Origin of the sequence: Nonomuraea sp. NPDC049028, assembly GCF_043197735.1 — a bacterium.
Taxonomy (GTDB): Bacteria; Actinomycetota; Actinomycetes; order Streptosporangiales; family Streptosporangiaceae; genus Nonomuraea.
On record NZ_JBICTR010000008.1, the window covers coordinates 461,902 to 478,262 of the forward strand.

Sequence of the window (16,361 nt, forward strand, 5' to 3'; positions counted from 1 at the left end):
CCTCACAAGGTTCCGAACGTCGTCGCATCCGGCAATCATGAATTCTTCGGAGTACATCCGAAGAGACTCATCGTGCGGCACTCCAACGAAAGCGGATCCGCATCTCTCTCCACTCGAGGTGACCGGAAGGATACCCGTGAGAACGCCGGAGCCGGCCATAAGTAACCCAGCGAATATCAGCGCCTTGGCATTCATTCGGAAGCTCCCCCTTTGTGTCGAATGATCGCAATGAATCATGCCATGCCGCGATGCGCTTGGGTAGCGCAAGAGGACTGCAGATAGACCAGCGCCCGCCTGGGGGGATGTCTGCCAGTTGGCATCCCCGTGCGAGCGGCCCCAAGCCGAGCAAGGTGAGCCGCTCGGTTGAGCTGTTGACGCACAGCTAATGCGTTACCGGCAGAGGCATGCAGCCCGTTTCTACATTTGGGCCGCGCGATTCGATCAGCACTCGCTCGGGGCGTACGTCTCCGGTGAGGCAAACTCCGACTCGTACTTTGAGGCCAAAGACCACTCCAGGTGGTGGCGTAGGCTCCGTCCACAATGTCGGGATGTCAAATGCATGAGCTCCTATCGAATCCGCTGGGTAGCCCAGCGCTTCAAAGGCAGCCTTTACTGAGTCTGGATCGAAGTCCTGCGCGGCCCGCAGTTTCTGCAGAGCTGGGCGTATTCGCTTGGCGGCGGCGTCGGCGATCCCCTGTTGGGAAGGTGTTAGGTCTGGGGGATACTTCCACGCGTTGTTCTCGGCTTGATGCGGTGCCACGTCTCCGCCGACGCGTGTCGATTCGTCGTAGGGGATGGCGCGACTGGGACTGGGAGATGACGAGCTGGGCCTGGTCACGGGTGGGTCCGCGATTGGCGGTGCTTCGGTTCCACAGGCCGTCAGTAGGGAGAGCGCGACAGCGCTTATCAGTACCTGTGCTAAAACCCTGGCCAGGTTAGGCATAAGGAGATTCTGCCAACACGCGGTAACGAAACGCTTCAGCGGCACGAAGTGCCGGTGCGTCAGGAGAGGTGCGGATGAGTTTCCGGCTGGCGGCGTACGCCGTGTGCATCGAGGACCGGCGGGTGCTGCTCGCTCGTCACGTACCACCCATAGGCGAATCTGCTTGGACTCTTCCCGGCGGCAGGGTCGAACACGGGGAGGATCCGTTCGACGCGGTGATCCGGGAGGTCGCTGAGGAGACCGGCTACGACGAGGTGGTGGAACGCCTGCTGGGCGTGGGCTCAAGGGTGATCCCCGCCGCCGTCGCTTGTCGGCGTCGATCATCGCTCGTCGACATCGGCCTCGCCCTGGCGCAGACCGTTCCGGCGACCGGCCACGTCGCTCCGGTCCCGGTCGGCGGTCTGATCCAGCATTGAGGCCGCCCTACACGACCCGAGGCGTCATACCGACTCATGGCGGATCTCATCCAGCGCGCCGCTCGAGGCGAATGGTGATCAAGCCAGCCGCCGTACCGGCGGAGGTCGAGTCAAAGGGGGTAAGACCTTGAAAAGCCTCAAGTTCATCAGTGTGATCTTGAGCGCATTGACCGCGCTCCTGTTCCTGCCTGTCAGCCCGGCCGGCGCGGCCGTCAATACAGTCTGCGCCGGAAGCCTGCCCACCGGCTGGGTCAAGACGAACGACTTCTGGGATCCGACGCGCTGCGGAAATCCGTCGAGGATCACCTACAACGTGTGGAACATCGCGTCCTATTACGACCAGCCCGTCGGCACGATCATGACCGTCTGCTCCAACCAGCTGCCCGCCGGCTGGGTCACCATCAACACCGAGTGGGACCCGTCGAGCTGTGGCCACCCATCCCGGATCTCCCAGAACATGTGGACCATCCAGCGCCTCTCCTGACGGCGTTCTCGCCATTGACCGGCCCCGGACGCCCGTGCGTCCGGGGCCGAACCCCCTTCAGCGGATTCCACGAGCGAGCAGGTCTTTGGCGGCCTGAGGGGCCTTCGCCGGTGAGCCTGCGTCGAAGGGTGGTTGGGGGTCGTACTCGATGGCGAGTTGCACAGCCTCCGCGGTTGTCTGGTCAGCGATGCGCGCCACCAGCGCCAGCGCCATATCGATACCGGAGGAGACGCCGGCGGCGGTCACGATCTTGCCATGAAACACCACCCTTTCGGGGGTGTAGGTCGCGCCGAACGACTCCAGCACGTCGACCGCTCCCCAATGAGTTGTCGCAGGCAGCCCATGGAGCAGTCCGGCGGCGGCGAGCAGCAACGAGCCGGTGCACACCGAGGTCGTCCAGGAACTTCCCTTGTGCATGCGGCCGATCCAGTCCAGAAGCGGGCGGTTGTCCAGTTGCTCCCTGCTACCCGGGCCCCCGGGCACCAGGAGCACGTCGCATGAGTCAACCTCGGCGAACGTGGCGTCAGCGGTGATGGCCAGCCACTTCGGCACGTCCCGGATGGGCCCGGACGCCACGGCCACGAAGACGATCTCAACATCGGGAAGGAACTTCAGCACCTCGTACGGGCCGACCGCGTCCAACGCTGTGAACCGATCGAACAACGGTATGGCGATACGCACCGTGCCTCCTTTCGTCTGAAGAGCCGCCTATGGCCCTGCCCTCAGCACGGCGATGGCATCTCATTGTGCATAGAGTCGTCGTCTAGAGATCGGGCCATGCGTAGGTGGCGGGATAAGAGCACCGTCCGGTCGTTCGACAGAAAGGCGGTACCGGGTGAGTTCCACCCCCATGGCCTTGGGCGAGGAGGCCAGTGAGGTCCGCCGTTTCTGGACCGGGCTCGGTCTCCCCGGGCTGATCGACGTCCACACCCACTTCATGCCAGAGCGTGTCCTGCACAAGGTCTGGGACTACTTCGACGGCACCGGGCCGCTGATCGGTGGGCTGAAGTGGCCGATCACCTACCGGAAGCAGGAGGCGGAGCGGACGGCTCTGCTGCGGGAGTTCGGGGTCCGGGCCTTCACCGCGATGCTCTACCCCCACAAGCCCGGCATGGCCAGGTGGCTGAACGAATGGGCGGCCGATTTCGCCCGCCGTACCCCCGACTGCCTGCACACCGCCACTCTCTACCCCGAGCCGGACGTCGAGACATACGCCCACGAGGCCGTTGAAGCAGGGGCACGCGTGTTCAAGGCTCATGTGCAGGTGGGCGCGTACGACCCGGCCGACGAACGTCTCCAGCGGACATGGGCGCTGCTGGCCGAGGCCCGCATCCCCGTGGTGATGCACTGCGGCTCCGGGCCGGCGCCCGGCAACCACACCGGCCCCGAGCCCATCGCGCGGGTGCTTGCCCGACACCCGAAACTGCGGCTGATCGTCGCGCACATGGGCATGCCCGAGTACGAGGAGTTCCTCGACCTCGCCGAACGGTACGACCAGGTACGGCTGGACACGACGATGGCGTTCACCGACTTCACCGAAGAATTCATGCCGTTCCCCCGCAAAGCCCTGCCACGGCTCACCGCGCTTGGCGACCGCATCCTGCTCGGCTCCGACTTCCCCAACACCCCCTACCCCTACCTGCACCAGCTCCACGCCCTGGAACGATTGGGACTCGGACCGGACTGGCTGCGGGCCGTATGCCACGACAACGCGGCGACCCTGTTCGGCCTATAGCAGGTTGGGACGGTACGTGATGACGGAACTGACGACGTACGAAGCCGGCTGGAGCAAGGTCTGCCGCGACCTGGACAACCATCCCCAGATCAAGATCCTTCACGCCTCGCACGGCGAGCTCGACACGGGTTTCACCGATGTCGCCGCCTCGTGGGCGGCTCTCGTGGGTGAGCAGGAGGTCAAGGCGCCCGCCGCGCTGGAGCAGTGCGATCTGCGCTTTCGGGAGCTGGGGCGCCAGTGGATGGGTGAAGGGCGGCCGTACGTCAACGGTGAGTTCTACCTCACCCACCTCGCACGGGCGGGCAGCCCGGGGCTGGGCGAGGAGTGGATTGAGTCGTGGACGGGCAAGGAGCTTTTCCCGTCATCGCAGCTGCGCGTTATCGATTGCCACCCCATCACGGGTACGGGTCACTATGCCGCGCTGCGGCTGCTTCCAGGCGGGGACGAACCCGAAATCTGGTGGGTGGCCGAGCCTCGCTATGGCGCCTGGAAGATGGACGTTGGCTACCCGGAGTACCTGGAGATGCTTCAGCTGACAAAGGGCGCCTTCTCCTGGCAGTTCTTGTTCACCCGAGCGCCGCTGGACAATGAAGAGTTCGAGGGCGTGCGCGATCGCATGGAGAACATGCTCGACGCGTTGCCGGTCCTGTTCCCCGAGCACGACTACAAGCCGCTCACAGAACGCTTCTCCGCACGTTCTTCAGACCGATGTAGTTAGATCTCACGGCGATCGAGTGGTCGCACGAAGGTGTTCGATTCCGGTGTCGAGCGCCGCCTTGAGGTGGGTCGAGTCGCCCGTGGCCATCATGATGGTCACGCCTCCCTGGATGCCCGCCAGCAACGCGGCGGCCGTCCGGTCCACCTCAAGGGCCGGCCTTGCCAGCGGGGAAGTAGTGGAACAGCTGGCTCTTGCTCGTACCGGTGCGGCCGCGGATGTCGTCGAGCGTCGTGAGAGCGACACCTTGCTCGCGCAGCAACTCGGCCGCGCCCATGACGATGCGGGCACGCGTGGCGCGGCCCTTCGCGGTCGGCGCGTCCGGCATCCAGCCCCTTCCAGATCATTGGACTAACAGGTCCATTTTACCGGCATGAGGCCCGAGCGACTCTGGACTTGCCGGTCCATTTTCTGCGAGGCACAGTTGGCCACGCACTGCGAGACAAGGGAGGTCGCGTCATGAGTGAACGACTGCGGAACAAGACGGCGCTGGTCACGGGGTCGACCAGCAATATCGGACAGGCGATCGCCGAAGCGTTCGCCGCCGAGGAGGCCCACGTCATCGTGTCGGGGCGCAATCGGGAACGCGGGGCACAGGTCGTCGAAGGGATCCGCGCATCCGGTGGCCGGGCGGATTTCCTGGTGGCGGACCTCGATGGCAGCGTGGAGTCCTCCCAGGACCTGGCAGATCGGGCCCGTGAGACTTTGGGCGGGCGGATCGACATCCTGGTGAACAACGCCGGCATCTATCCGGCCCCCAGCACCACCGCCACTGACGAGAAGACGTTCGACAAGGTCTACGGGGTGAACGTGAAGGCGCCGTTCTTCCTCACCGCCGCCGTCGTTCCGGCCATGATTGAGTCAGGTGGCGGAGTGATCATCAACCTCGGCTCGTGGATCGCTCGCCTGGGCGTTCCGCTCGGCGCGCTCTACAGCTCCACCAAGGGCGCCATGGAGACGCTCACGCGGGCATGGGCCGCGGAGTTCGGCCCGATGGGGGTGCGGGTGAACGCCGTCTCGCCGGGTGTGATCCTCCCCCCGGCCGCGGAAGGCAGCGAGCCCCATCCGGGTGAGATCATGATGAAGGGCACCCCGGCCGGCGGCATCGGCACACCGGATGCCATCGCTCATGCCGTGGTCTGGCTCGCCAGTGACGAAGCGGCCTTCGTACACGGAACCGTGGTGGACGTCGACGGGGGCAGGACCGGGGTCGCCGTCATCGCCGCGTAGTAGCGCGGATTCAGCCGCGGCGTACGAGGACGCTGAGGGTGTTGGCGGCCACGATGGCGCCGATGCTCGCCCATTCCGTCGAGCCCAGGTTCTGGCCCAGGCCGATCCAGCCGACGAGGGCCGCGAGGAGCGGGTTGACGCTCATGAAGAGCCCGAACGCCTGGGCGGGTACGCGACGCAGCGTGAACAGGTCGGCGAGGTAGGGCACCGCCGAGGAGAGCACACCGGCCGCGACGGCATAGCCGACGGCCGCGGCGGTCGGCGGCCGGTGCAGGACGAGGATGATGCCGACCGGCAGGAACATCAGCGCGGAGATCCCCGCCGCCGTGGCCGAGCCCTGCGCACCCGGGATGCGGCGGCCGACGGTGCGGTTGAGCAGGATGTACGCCGCCCAGCAGCACGCGGCCAGCAGGGCCAGGCCCATCCCCACATAATCGGTCGAGGGCTGGGGGCGCATCAGTACGACGACACCGGCCGCGGCGATCACCGCGCAGAAGGCGTCGACGCGGCGACGCGCGGCGGCGAGGGCGATCGTGAGCGGGCCGAGGAACTCCAACGTGACCGCCAGGCCAAGGCCGATGCGATCGATGGCGGTGTAGAGGGACAGGTTCATGGTCCCGAACACCACGGCGAGCCCCAGCACCGGCTGCCACTGCGCCCAGGTGAAGTCCCGCAGGCGGGGGCGGCCGACGGCGAGCAGGACGAACGCGGCGACGTACTGGCGGACCGCGACGACGCCCACCGGCCCAAGTACGGGGAAGGCAAGAGCACCGATCGCGGCGCCGACCTGGTTCGACAGGCCGCTGCCGGCCATCGTGACCACGCCGGCCAGCCGCCTCCTGGACGGCGCCGGGACCAAGGGACCCGAAGACAGGGAAACCGTGTCGGACGCGCTTCGCATGACTAGATGGTGGGACCTGGCGACGCATGCACAAAATGCGTTTACTGCGGGATCTATACACTTGAGTCATGGATGATGTGGAGCTGCGGCAGTTGCGGTGCCTCGTCGCCATCGTCGACGAGGGCACCTTCACCGACGCGGCCATCGCTCTGGGCGTCTCCCAGGCGGCGGTGTCCCGGACTCTGGCCTCGCTCGAACGCGCCCTGGGGGTGAGGCTGCTCAGACGTACCTCACGCGAGGTGACACCGACCACGACCGGGCTGCGGGTGGTCGCCCAGGCCAGGCGGGTGCTCAGTGAGGTGCACAACCTGGTCCAGGAGGCCACCTCGGGCCACAGCATCCTGCGGATCGGCTATGCCTGGTCGGCGGTCGGCCGCCACACACCCGCGTTCCAGCGCCGCTGGGCCGCGACGCACCCCGGGACGGATCTGCACCTGGTACGCGTCAACTCCGCGACCGCCGGCCTGGCGGAGGGCGCCTGCGACCTCGCCGTCATCCGCAATCCCCTGGAGGACCGCCGCTTCGAGAGTGCCATCATCGGTCTGGAGCGGCGCCTGTGTGGCCTGTCCGCCGAGGACCCCCTGGCCACACGCCGGTCGCTACGCCTTGCCGACCTCAGCGAGCGCATCCTCCTGATCGACCGGCGCACCGGTACCACCACACCCGAGCTGTGGCCGCCCGGCTCCCGCCCGGCGACTGAGGAGACCCATAACGTCGACGACTGGCTGACCGTGATCTCCAGTGGACGCTGCGTCGGCATGACGGCGGAGTCCACCGCGCACCAGTACCCCAGGCCCGGCGTCGTCTACCGGCCGGTCCGCGACGCCGAGCCCATCGCCGTACGCCTCACTTGGTGGCGAGACGAGCCGCATCCGGCGATCCAGGCGGCGATCGAACTGCTCACGGCCCTCTACCGGGGCGACTGAAGACGGAGCAGGCGTCCGCCGGCGCATCGGAAGGCTTCCACCTCAGCCGTCCACGGATCTCAATCCCGACGCGTCGATCATCTCGGAGCCAGAATGCCCCGCCGGGCGCCTCTAGGACGCGAGCTGATCGGTAGTGGAACGGTTGTCGGCAAGGGTTCGGACGATGTCAGGACCCCATGTGTACTCGACGACAGGTAGTTCGAATCCTGTAGGGAAGCGTTCCATGAACTCATTGGTGGGATGGCCGCCGAGACGCCGGTAAAAGGTGATCGCGGCCACGTTATCGCGCAACACCTCCAGGTAGACCGTCTTGTCAGGGTGTTGCTCGGAGGCCCAGCCAAAAGCGTGGTACACGAGTTGGCGACCGATGCCGGACTGCTTGCGCTCCGGCTGGACGTGCAGGTTATCGAGCAAGAGGCGCCCGTCGGTTCCGGCGTCGAGATAGGCAAATCCCAGCAGGACGTTGCCATCGACGGCAACGAGCAGGCAGCGGGCGCGATCCGGTTCCGAGGCGAGGGTGGCGAGTCGGATGCTCCACATGGCCTTGCGCTCGTCGAGCAGCGGCCCATTCAAATAGCTGGCGGGCATGATCCCGGCATAGGCAGTCAGCCAGCTACGAGTGTGGAGCTCTGCGATCTGCTCGGCGTCGTCTTGGGTACCGGATCTGATCTGCATGGGCATAGAGGTTGGCATAGTCGCTGATAGAGCCGGTAATCGCCGGAGGCTTACCTGAGGAGGTCTTGCATGGCGCTGCGACCGGGCCAGGACCTCTCAGGACTCGGAGAAGACGGCCCCTGGAATGAGCAAGGCCAGGCCGGGGCTCACGTCTCGTCGAGCTGCCGCAGATACCCGGCCAGTTCGGGGACCGTCGGCAGCGTCTGCGGGTCGACGCTCTTCCGGATCAGACCGGCCTCCTCATCCCCGCGTTGCCCTTCGAGGATGACGACGACGAACCCGGGCGGAAGCGAGCCGTGAATGCCGCCCCGGCGCGCTGTCGTGGTCATCGCTTTGCAGGCATTGGCCATCGCGCTGTCGTGCGCCGCCTCGAGTGCGTCCATCGCCGCATCCCGTTCGGGCTCGGTGGTAGCGGGCGCCAGATACTCCTCAGTGAGACGCTGATACCACGGCGACATCGCATCGCTCGCGGCGTCCAGGACATCCCACCGCCACTCCGGCGGGACGAACCGTGTCGAGTACCCATAGTCCTCGCGCACCGCTGCCTCAGTGTTGGCGGCCAGGGCGGGCGGGAGGATCTTGGCACCGTCCATGTAGAAAAGATGGAACGCCGCGCCGTACAGCCGCTCGCCCGGACACGCCGCCGCAAGATCACTCAGGATGCGGCATCCGCTGTCATACCATGCCTTCTCGAAGGCGCCCCAGTCCATCGCCGCATGCTAGCGCGCGATCCTTTAGCCATGGCCGGCTGGATATCAAGAGCCTCCCGCTGCCGATGTTTGCTAATGGCACGACGATCAGCCTGCTACCAACGCGCAAACGCCATCCGTCTCATCCTCCCGACTGCTGCCGTCTCCCCTGAGGGGGAAGCGGGCCAGGAGTCGAAGTGCCGCCCCCGCCGGAGGCATTAAAAGGTGGTCAGCGCACGTCGCGCGCCTCTCGAGCGCCAAGCGGTCACGACTGACTGCACGAGGGTGGTTGATACGCCGTTCGTAGTGTTCACCTCGTAGTCGTACGGACCGAACGTATGCATGCCGTTGATTTCGACGTGCCCACGGCCTTCCCCGGCACGGCGGTCCCCGCGCTCGTGTTCTCTTCGGTCGATCTCCGCAAGATCGCAATGCACCCCGACCAGGAACACGTCGAAGTCAGTCAATAGGCGTGATAGTTCCTCGCGCCAGGTCCGGTATTCGATGACATGTTCCACGATCAAGTCGTTGCCTGCGGTCGCAAGGGCAGGCAGGCATCGGTGAAAGCCTTTGAAGAACCGTGGCCGCATCTCGTTCCACCAGGAGAAGGGGCCTTCGTCTTCCCGCCGCTCCGGGAGCATGCCGCTTGCCACGAATTGGTCGGAGGAGACTCGCTCCACCGGCTCCTCGCCGCCACCGGACTACGCCCGCGTGGCGACTACCAGGGCAGTTCCCCGGTCTCGTCTTGCAAGGTTCCTGTCGGGCCGTCCACGTCGAGAGTGGCCAGGCGTACGACGGCTCTGGCGCTCTCCTCCGGCGATCTTCCGATCCCGAAGGCCGCGGTCATGTCGGTGGCTGTGGTGCCGGGCTCCAGGGCGTTGAACTTGATGCCGGGCTGGGATTTGGCGTACTGGACCGTCAGCATGGTCGCCGCCGCCTTGGACGCGGAGTAGAGCGCCAGTGGCAGGTGGAACTCGGGCCGGTCAGGGTTGTTCACCGCCCAGAACGATCCGGCGCTGCTCGATACGGTGACCACGGTGGGGTTCGAGGACTTGCGCAGCAAGGGGAGTGCCGCTTCTGTGACGCGTACGATTCCCACCGCGTTGGTGTCGAACACCCGCAGGGCCGTGGGACCGTCGAGGGGTTCGTTCCCGAGGATGCCCGCGTTGTGCACCAGGACGTCGAGCCGACCCTCGGCCGCGTTGATCGTCGCCAGCGCGCTGCGCACCGAGGCGTCGTCGGTCACGTCGAGCTGCACGAACCGTGCGCCGAGGGCGGCTGCGGCCTTCTCGCCCGCTGTGTCAGCTTGGGAATTGCCGGGATCTTGGCCCGTAGTGGCGTCGACCCGCGGCTGAGGCCGGTCGTGAGCGACCGTGGTTGACCCCTCGTTGCCGAGGTTAATGGCACGGTGATCAAGGCTCAGGCCTCAAGGATAAAGATGGTCAGTTGAGCCGATGAGTGTGGGCCTGGCGTACTGGCTGCGGGAAAGGCGTACACCCGTGGCACGTGAAGCCAGGGCGAGAGCGCTGGAGATGGGGTCGTCGGCGTATCCGTCGTCATCTCGATACAGCCCAAGTTCACGCACGTCGGCGAGGAATCGGTCAGGCTGGCCACCCTCACGCAACCGGTAGCTGTACAGGCTGAACGTGGTGATCAGTTGCTCGTTGGCCTCATAGGTGAAATCCGCGCCGTGGAGGTCAGCAAAAACCCTGGCCACTGCTGTGCCTAGGGACAATGGCTCCGCCACATTGGTGACGTACTTGGTCGCCCATCCACTCTCGGCCAGGACGGTCCCACCCTCAGCCGAGTAGGCTGCGACTCCGTACTCTCCGGAGGTGCCCGGAGTAACCTTGATCCGCCGCAGCGCATCCTCAGGAGACAGCCCCCGTACGAAGTTGATGCACAGAATCGTGGTGCCGACGCCATCCGTCCATGCATCGCGAAGCCAGACGTAATCCGCGGCTGATGCACTGCTCATCGCATCCCCTCCCACTACTCGATAGCTGCGGAAATCCTTGCAGATGGCTCCGCCACCACGGCGGCACGATCATTTTCCACCTGCACCTCCGCCTGTCTGATCATCCCCTCCTGCTGTCGACCCGCCCGAAGGGGAAGCGGGCCACGGGCATGCGGCCAGCGTCTGCGCATCCCGGGCGATCAGCAGATCGATCGGGCGGCGAGTCACGATATCCACCAGGACGGTTCCGTAGACCTTGCCACGTCGCAGGGCGTAGTCATCGACTCCCAGAACCGTCGGCGCCGTGATGGGCAGCTCTGGAAGCGCGCGGATCACCCGCAGGAGTGTCGTCCTGCTGGTCAACAAGCCCAGCGCCCTGGCCAGACGAGCCCCGGCGCGGCCGGCCAAGGCCAGTGCGATCGATGCCAAGCCCGTGGTCAGCGGGAGGCTGCGCCACCGCCCATATCGGCAGGTCACGTCCGGCACCCGCTCAGCGAAAGTCTTTCTCCCGCAGACCGCGTTGACGCACACGAACCTTCGGACCGTCAGCTGAATCACCACCGACTCGCCGCTGACCGCCAGCGCTGTCAGCTTGGAATTGTAGGAATCCCAGCTCGTACGGTTACGACCTCGAGCTGAGGCCGGCCGCGAGTGACCGTGATTGAGCCCTCATTACCACCCTTAACGGCACGCTAATGGCACGACAATCACGACTCTGAGCTGGGCTTCTCCTGCCCGGCTATACCTCGCTGTTGACGCAGCCCGTGAAACCGGAAGACAGCTTCCCGCTGTTGCTCGATTGAAGCGATCTCGTGGGGATGGGCCGATGCGAACAAGTCCACTTCCTTAAGTGCCTCGCCTGGAAGCTTGGATGCCAAGACGTATCCGAAGCGGCCATTGGTGAACTGTCGGAGCTGGCCTGATGGCCAGACATCCGCTCGTGCTCCTTGGCAGCAGAGATTGAGGCCTTCCACTTCCAACCGGCGGCGGAGATCGATGAGGCATGCCAGCAGGTCCTCGCCCTCTACATCCAGTAGGAGGCTGCGGGACGCGAATGCGAGCCTGGCCGGCACAGAGTTATAGAGCATGAGGGCCGCCATTGTGGTCGTGCCCACGCGGTCGACAACGTCAAGTTGGAGGACTTCATCGGGCGATGTCTGCATAGATGCTCAGCTTAGGACTGACGCTTTGGGCTATGAGGCGCCCAGCAGATTCTGGACAGTCGGCTACATAAGCTGACAGAAGCCTGGAAGGGGTAGGTACATGACGAGGCGTCGTAGGCAGTTCTCCCCGGAGTTCAAGGAAGAAGCCGTCCGCATGGTGCTGGAGGGCGAACGATGGTCGCGTCGGTGGCGCGCGGGTTCGGGATCAATGCGAGCACCTTGGGCAGTTGGGTGAACCGGCATCGGATCACGCGCGCTCAGGACGAGCAGCAGCCGGTCTCCGGGCCGGGCCAGGCCGGGCCAGAATCCGGAAGATGGAGCGGGAGAACGCCGAATTGCGCGAGAAGCTGAATTTCCATAATAAAGCAGTCGGCGCTGCCGTGAGAGGGGGCGGGGTTCGGTCTGACCGAACCCCGCCGGTGGCGCAAAACCGCTCAGCTAGAGAAAAGCGCGCTGTGAATGTCGACAGGGTTGGCGGCGTCGCCGGTGGCCACGCCATACACGGCCGTGAAGGCACTGCCAACCGAGACCAGGCCGGTGTAGTCCCCGACCAGGCGTCCGACGCTTGTCGCCGGAACCTTCCGCGCGTCGAACGGCCCTTCGATGTGCTGCTCGCGCCACGCCCCGGGCTGCGTGCAGTCGTTGGCGCAGGTGACGGCCCACACGTCGGTTGGCAGGGTGGCAGGGTCGGGCGTGTTGTTGCGGAAGTCGTAGTAGGTGACCGCAACAGTGCCCGTACGGGATGCGGCGATGACCGGTACGGCGGCGGAACCGGTGGGCGTCTTGTCAACGCGGACCGGGCCGGACCAAGTCTTTCCGCCGTCCGTCGACCGCGAGTAGGCCACGTGGAAGGTGCCGTCGGAGTCCTGGCTCTGCCAGACGGCGTTGACCACCTGGGTGCCCGGCTGGGCGGCCAGCAGCGGCAGGGAGGCGTTGCGTACCGGGTCACCCGAATTGTCCGGGTCCGGGATGCGGGGGCCCACCGCGAGCGGAGCCGGAACGTTCAACGTCGGCGCCGACCAGGTCTGGCCGCCGTCGGTCGAGCGGATGACCTGGGTGGCACCATCGGTGTCCGTCTCGTGGTGCATGCCGATCAGCAGCGTCCCATCGGCGAGCGGCACCAGTTGTGTGCCGATGACGCCACTGTTGGCGGGTACGTCGTACACCTTCTTCGTGGTCCAGGTGCGCCCGTCGTCGGTCGACTTCGCCAGATAGATCGGCTGTACCCAGCTCGTGTCCGTGCTGTCGATGCGGTCCCAGACCGCGTAGACCACGCCCGGATGGTACGGGTCCGCGGTCACCGACGGGCGATCGTTGAAGTAGCGCGGGTTGTCGTCCCGTTGCAGGGTTACCGGGGCGTCCCAGTGCCGGCCGCCGTCAGCGGACCGGGACACCAGGATGGCGGTCACATCGCCGGTGCGCGAAAGCGAGAACGACGCGGCCACCGCCGCACCCGATGGTGTGACCGTGACCCAGTTGTCGGTTGTGACGTCGTAGTCTCCGCCGTTGGCGGTCGTACCGCCGTTACACCGAGAGAAAGCAGGCAGGTTCTCGGACCGCTGCCAGGTCTTGCCGTAGTCGTCCGATACGGCGGTAACCGCGCCGTTGCTGCCGTACCGGTTCCAGCGGTCCTGCTGGAACACCGTGACGAGGTGCCACGGCCGGTTCGGGTCCCGCGCCAGCATGGGCAGGACTTCGGTGTTCGGGTTCAGCGTGTAGCCGTCGGCCGGGGGAAGTCCGCAGCCTGCGGGCAGCGGGCTGCTGCCCGAGACCGGCCGCACGATGGCAGGTCCGGCGGATGCGGCACCTTGCGCGGAAGCGGGCTGCGCAACAGCGCAGGCGATCAGGATGGCCGCTGCGGGTAATAAAACCCTGGAGCGTCGAATCACGAGCCTTCCTCATCTTCGTCGATGGGGCGTCTGCAGGGGACGTCGACCGCCTCGCCGGGGGTCCCCAGGAGTCGGCAAACGATGCGAGGGCAGAGTACTGTCTCAAGATCAGTTTTGTCTGCCCGTTGGCCGTACGCATAGTCAAGGGAAGTGTCCGAACCGAACCCTCGCCTCCGGGCCTCGTAGCGCCTACAAGAGTCTGTCGACCGTCGGCGAACGCCAGGACGGGCAGACCTCCTACTGCCCGGTCGAGCCCGCGTCGACGGCAGGCCCCGGATCGTCCCCCAGCAGCATCCGGCCCCAACCGAGAACTTCCTCCCCAACGACCCAGTTGACCGAGAGTCCGGACGACGCTAGGCCGCTGGGTCTGGACCGGCACGCTAATGGCACGACTATCAGCCCGCGACCTGGTGTTTCCCGCGCAGCGCTCGCACGCTGACCGACGACAGCCTGCCGAGTCGATGGTGGGCGAGATGATCAAGATTGCGCCTCAGCCATCTACTGCCTAGCGCGCGGTACGTAGTTCAGAGCCGCTCGCTGCCCTGGTCACCAGACCTCCGCCTATCCAGGCCCGTCCACTTCAGCTCATGATCGTCCGCCTGGCCGGCTCCCAATGCCTGGTGCATTACCTGAGGTACGAGACGCGCAAGGCGAAGGCGTCCGAACTATGATCCCTGATCGGCCAGTGCCGTATGAAGCGTGGCCTCGTCTAATGACCGTCGGCAGGTCTGGACAGACGGCGTCTCTCGCGCCGAGGAACGCCGGGCACGGTGGAACGCGAGGAGTACATGAGCCAGTATTTCCAGGTTGGCGATCAAGTCCTCTGGAACCCCTCGAACGGAGTCGCTGGCCTATTCATGCGATTAGCAGAGGCATTTGCCCTCGAGACGGGCTTGCCGACGGGACTCGGCCCCATGGAGAGCGACGAATGTGAGGTCGACCTGGCTACCTTCGCGGCCTTCGTGGGTGCTCTCATCGAGCGCTTCGAGCGTTCGAACCATGCGATCCTGCATTCAATCATGGAGGGCTTCATAGCGACGGCCCTCGTGCTCGTCGAGCGTGGCGGAGCAATACTTCCCCTGCATGATGCCAGCGATGGCGGCTGGAGAGATGTGCAGGTAGGCGAGCATTCCGCATGTCCGCAAGGTGATCACGTATGTGATGTTGAGCGATGGGCGGCCCTTTCCGCGCAGCATGCTCGGGCAATGCCGCGCTAAGGCTCGGGGAGTTGCCCGACCTACTCGCTCCTGCCAGGTGATCACCAATGCATCACATATGCTCCTCGGCGAGGCGTGCGATCTGGTCGACGGTTTCGAGCGGCACCGTGACCGCAATGTCCCATGTATCGTCGTCCTGGCCGATGAGGATCGTCGCTTGCTCCTCGTTTGCCACCCAGAACACGTGCGCGTCAGCACAGGTCCCGACTGAAAATGAGCGGCGTGCATCCCAATCTGCCTCCTTGATCCCGCGGAGGCGCATCAAATCCGCCAGAGGCGCCCGGATGTTAAGCTCCCAGGCTTCGGTCTGGAGCTTCACCACGGCCCCGGAATCATCGGACTCATCCAAGGTCACATCAACCACGCGGCCATAATCGCACTCATAGGACGCTTAATGGCACGCAGAGATCAACGACCACAGAATCCGTCGGCCTACCGGGGCTTTCACGGATGAGAGCGGGTGACGGGAATCGAACCCGCGCTGACAGCTTAGGAACTGCATCGATCAGGACCCACAGGAAGTCTGAGCTGGGCAGAAAGTCGGTCATGAGTGACCGTGATTGCCCCCTCGCCACCCCTCTTACGTAATGGCCCGGTGATCAGCCCGTCCCCTGGTGTTTCTCGCGCAACGCGCGCTCCCCGCCCGCCTGATCATCCCAGCTGCCGTCGACCCGCCCGAGGGGGAAGCGGGCCAGGGCAACGGCTACCAGATGGAGCGCCCCCGGACGAACGATCTGGTACCTATGGCCCTGTCTCCTCGGTTTGTCCCGGGTCGATGGTGGGCGGGATGATCAGGCTTCCACCTCAGCGGTTTCCGGGTCCGCGCGGCGAGCATCCCGGAGCCGGAGCGCCCCCGCCGGAGGCTATGGTCTGCCCATGCCAGACTTTGACGCATGGGCGCGGCTTTCTCTATGGGAGCAGGCTGACTCCCTCGTGGGTGACGCCGAGATTGTAATTGATCGTCCTGCGGGCACGCCGCATCCCAAGGTGTCGAGCTTCATCTACCCGCTGGATTATGGCTTCTTGTCGGGGACCCAAGGCGGGGATGGCGAGGGCATCGATGTGTGGGTCGGCTCGTCTCCGGTGCGGACCGTGTCGGCCGTAGCCTGCACGGTGGATCTGCTCAAGCGGAACGCAGAGGTCAAGTTTTTGTGGTGCTGCTCGTCGGATGAGATTGCGTTGGTGGAGGGTTTCTACGCCCCTCAGCCTCAAGCGGCTGTAATGATCCACCGGCCGAGCTGAGCAAGACCGCGTGGCACTGGCGGCGGCGTGACGATGGTCAGCGCGGCGGCTCGGTACGGCATGGTGCGGCTACGGCGATGCCCCGCGCGGCGCCCGTACCGCGACCGGTCCCCAGGCCACAGCGCGGCACGAGGACGCTGGGGCGGGGCGTACGGCGGCGCGGCGCCGCTTGATACCTA

At 65.5% G+C, this 16,361-nt stretch carries 20 protein-coding genes; 8 read left to right on the forward strand and 12 right to left on the reverse strand.

The genetic code is table 11. The features are described 5' to 3' along the window. Nucleotides 1-1,017 precede the first annotated feature (1,017 nt). Nucleotides 1,018-1,359 (forward strand): NUDIX hydrolase, encoded by a 342-nt coding sequence (locus tag ACGFJ2_RS32675; protein ID WP_393474805.1) that lies wholly within the window; start codon nt 1,018-1,020, stop codon nt 1,357-1,359. Nucleotides 1,360-1,516: 157 nt separating this feature from the next. Further along, nucleotides 1,517-1,843, forward strand: coding sequence for a hypothetical protein (locus ACGFJ2_RS32680; protein WP_357958261.1), 327 nt, complete (start codon nt 1,517-1,519; stop codon nt 1,841-1,843). 57 nt (nt 1,844-1,900) lie between these two features. Here the strand turns inward: ACGFJ2_RS32680 and ACGFJ2_RS32685 are convergent, their stop codons facing one another. Then, entirely contained in the window at nt 1,901-2,524 is a 624-nt protein-coding gene (locus ACGFJ2_RS32685) for a DJ-1/PfpI family protein (protein ID WP_358185599.1), read from the reverse strand. A gap of 169 nt (nt 2,525-2,693) precedes the next feature. Between ACGFJ2_RS32685 and ACGFJ2_RS32690 the strand changes: the two genes are divergently transcribed. After that, nucleotides 2,694-3,578 carry an amidohydrolase family protein gene (locus ACGFJ2_RS32690; RefSeq protein ID WP_393475099.1) on the forward strand — a complete coding sequence of 295 codons (885 nt, stop codon included), beginning with the start codon at nt 2,694-2,696 and terminating at the stop codon, nt 3,576-3,578. 16 nt (nt 3,579-3,594) lie between these two features. Beyond that, nucleotides 3,595-4,296, forward strand: coding sequence for a hypothetical protein (locus ACGFJ2_RS32695; RefSeq protein ID WP_393474810.1), 702 nt, complete (start codon nt 3,595-3,597; stop codon nt 4,294-4,296). Nucleotides 4,297-4,441: 145 nt separating this feature from the next. Here the strand turns inward: ACGFJ2_RS32695 and ACGFJ2_RS32700 are convergent, their stop codons facing one another. Beyond that, nucleotides 4,442-4,621: a TetR/AcrR family transcriptional regulator gene (locus tag ACGFJ2_RS32700; RefSeq protein ID WP_393474813.1), complete on the reverse strand. Its 180-nt coding sequence runs from the start codon at nt 4,619-4,621 to the stop codon at nt 4,442-4,444. A 131-nt stretch (nt 4,622-4,752) separates the two neighbouring features. Between ACGFJ2_RS32700 and ACGFJ2_RS32705 the strand changes: the two genes are divergently transcribed. Then, entirely contained in the window at nt 4,753-5,523 is a 771-nt protein-coding gene (locus tag ACGFJ2_RS32705; RefSeq protein ID WP_393474816.1) for an SDR family NAD(P)-dependent oxidoreductase, read from the forward strand. 10 nt (nt 5,524-5,533) lie between these two features. Here ACGFJ2_RS32705 and ACGFJ2_RS32710 read toward each other — a convergent pair whose 3' ends face one another. After that, nucleotides 5,534-6,424 (reverse strand): DMT family transporter, encoded by an 891-nt coding sequence (locus ACGFJ2_RS32710; RefSeq protein ID WP_393474819.1) that lies wholly within the window; start codon nt 6,422-6,424, stop codon nt 5,534-5,536. Nucleotides 6,425-6,492: 68 nt separating this feature from the next. Here ACGFJ2_RS32710 and ACGFJ2_RS32715 point away from each other — a divergent pair, with 68 nt between their 5' ends. Further along, nucleotides 6,493-7,350, forward strand: coding sequence for a LysR family transcriptional regulator (locus tag ACGFJ2_RS32715; RefSeq protein ID WP_393474822.1), 858 nt, complete (start codon nt 6,493-6,495; stop codon nt 7,348-7,350). A 111-nt stretch (nt 7,351-7,461) separates the two neighbouring features. On the opposite strand, the gene ACGFJ2_RS32720 is transcribed toward ACGFJ2_RS32715, so the two are convergent. From ACGFJ2_RS32720 to ACGFJ2_RS32755, 8 genes are all read right to left on the reverse strand, one after another. Beyond that, nucleotides 7,462-8,025: a GNAT family N-acetyltransferase gene (locus tag ACGFJ2_RS32720; protein WP_357958275.1), complete on the reverse strand. Its 564-nt coding sequence runs from the start codon at nt 8,023-8,025 to the stop codon at nt 7,462-7,464. A gap of 146 nt (nt 8,026-8,171) precedes the next feature. Continuing rightward, complete coding sequence (locus ACGFJ2_RS32725) at nt 8,172-8,735, reverse strand: hypothetical protein (protein ID WP_393474825.1); 564 nt, start codon at nt 8,733-8,735, stop codon at nt 8,172-8,174. Between the two features lie 197 nt (nt 8,736-8,932). Next, nucleotides 8,933-9,394: a hypothetical protein gene (locus ACGFJ2_RS32730; RefSeq protein WP_393474828.1), complete on the reverse strand. Its 462-nt coding sequence runs from the start codon at nt 9,392-9,394 to the stop codon at nt 8,933-8,935. A 38-nt stretch (nt 9,395-9,432) separates the two neighbouring features. Further along, a complete protein-coding gene (locus ACGFJ2_RS32735) occupies nt 9,433-10,137 on the reverse strand; it encodes an SDR family NAD(P)-dependent oxidoreductase (protein ID WP_393475102.1) in 705 nt (234 codons plus the stop codon). Between the two features lie 3 nt (nt 10,138-10,140). Beyond that, nucleotides 10,141-10,692, reverse strand: coding sequence for a DUF6461 domain-containing protein (locus tag ACGFJ2_RS32740; protein WP_393474831.1), 552 nt, complete (start codon nt 10,690-10,692; stop codon nt 10,141-10,143). A 69-nt stretch (nt 10,693-10,761) separates the two neighbouring features. Further along, a complete protein-coding gene (locus ACGFJ2_RS32745; protein ID WP_393474834.1) occupies nt 10,762-11,232 on the reverse strand; it encodes a hypothetical protein in 471 nt (156 codons plus the stop codon). Between the two features lie 146 nt (nt 11,233-11,378). Further along, on the reverse strand, nt 11,379-11,834 hold the full coding sequence (locus ACGFJ2_RS32750; protein WP_358185575.1) for a hypothetical protein: 456 nt from the start codon (nt 11,832-11,834) through the stop codon (nt 11,379-11,381). A 434-nt stretch (nt 11,835-12,268) separates the two neighbouring features. Further along, nucleotides 12,269-13,615: a sialidase family protein gene (locus ACGFJ2_RS32755; protein ID WP_393474837.1), complete on the reverse strand. Its 1,347-nt coding sequence runs from the start codon at nt 13,613-13,615 to the stop codon at nt 12,269-12,271. Nucleotides 13,616-14,493: 878 nt separating this feature from the next. On the opposite strand from ACGFJ2_RS32755, the gene ACGFJ2_RS32760 reads away from it, so the two are divergent. Further along, nucleotides 14,494-14,940 carry a DUF6086 family protein gene (locus ACGFJ2_RS32760; RefSeq protein ID WP_358185569.1) on the forward strand — a complete coding sequence of 149 codons (447 nt, stop codon included), beginning with the start codon at nt 14,494-14,496 and terminating at the stop codon, nt 14,938-14,940. A gap of 52 nt (nt 14,941-14,992) precedes the next feature. Here ACGFJ2_RS32760 and ACGFJ2_RS32765 read toward each other — a convergent pair whose 3' ends face one another. Further along, entirely contained in the window at nt 14,993-15,304 is a 312-nt protein-coding gene (locus ACGFJ2_RS32765) for a hypothetical protein (RefSeq protein WP_393474841.1), read from the reverse strand. Between the two features lie 512 nt (nt 15,305-15,816). Here ACGFJ2_RS32765 and ACGFJ2_RS32770 point away from each other — a divergent pair. Then, nucleotides 15,817-16,182, forward strand: coding sequence for an Inorganic pyrophosphatase (locus tag ACGFJ2_RS32770; protein WP_357962489.1), 366 nt, complete (start codon nt 15,817-15,819; stop codon nt 16,180-16,182). The last annotated feature ends 179 nt before the right edge of the window (nt 16,183-16,361 follow it).

Excerpts from the sequence above, each read along its gene's own strand:
- ACGFJ2_RS32770 (WP_357962489.1), top strand. The coding sequence starts at position 15,817 with ATGCCAGACTTTGACGCATGGGCGCGGCTTTCTCTATGGGAGCAGGCT.
- ACGFJ2_RS32715 (WP_393474822.1), top strand. The coding sequence starts at position 6,493 with ATGGATGATGTGGAGCTGCGGCAGTTGCGGTGCCTCGTCGCCATCGTC.
- ACGFJ2_RS32750 (WP_358185575.1), bottom strand. The coding sequence starts at position 11,834 with ATGCAGACATCGCCCGATGAAGTCCTCCAACTTGACGTTGTCGACCGC.
- ACGFJ2_RS32740 (WP_393474831.1), bottom strand. The coding sequence starts at position 10,692 with ATGAGCAGTGCATCAGCCGCGGATTACGTCTGGCTTCGCGATGCATGG.
- ACGFJ2_RS32675 (WP_393474805.1), top strand. The coding sequence starts at position 1,018 with ATGAGTTTCCGGCTGGCGGCGTACGCCGTGTGCATCGAGGACCGGCGG.
- ACGFJ2_RS32720 (WP_357958275.1), bottom strand. The coding sequence starts at position 8,025 with ATGCAGATCAGATCCGGTACCCAAGACGACGCCGAGCAGATCGCAGAG.
- ACGFJ2_RS32690 (WP_393475099.1), top strand. The coding sequence starts at position 2,694 with ATGGCCTTGGGCGAGGAGGCCAGTGAGGTCCGCCGTTTCTGGACCGGG.
- ACGFJ2_RS32705 (WP_393474816.1), top strand. The coding sequence starts at position 4,753 with ATGAGTGAACGACTGCGGAACAAGACGGCGCTGGTCACGGGGTCGACC.
- ACGFJ2_RS32710 (WP_393474819.1), bottom strand. The coding sequence starts at position 6,424 with ATGCGAAGCGCGTCCGACACGGTTTCCCTGTCTTCGGGTCCCTTGGTC.
- ACGFJ2_RS32725 (WP_393474825.1), bottom strand. The coding sequence starts at position 8,735 with ATGGACTGGGGCGCCTTCGAGAAGGCATGGTATGACAGCGGATGCCGC.
- ACGFJ2_RS32700 (WP_393474813.1), bottom strand. The coding sequence starts at position 4,621 with ATGCCGGACGCGCCGACCGCGAAGGGCCGCGCCACGCGTGCCCGCATC.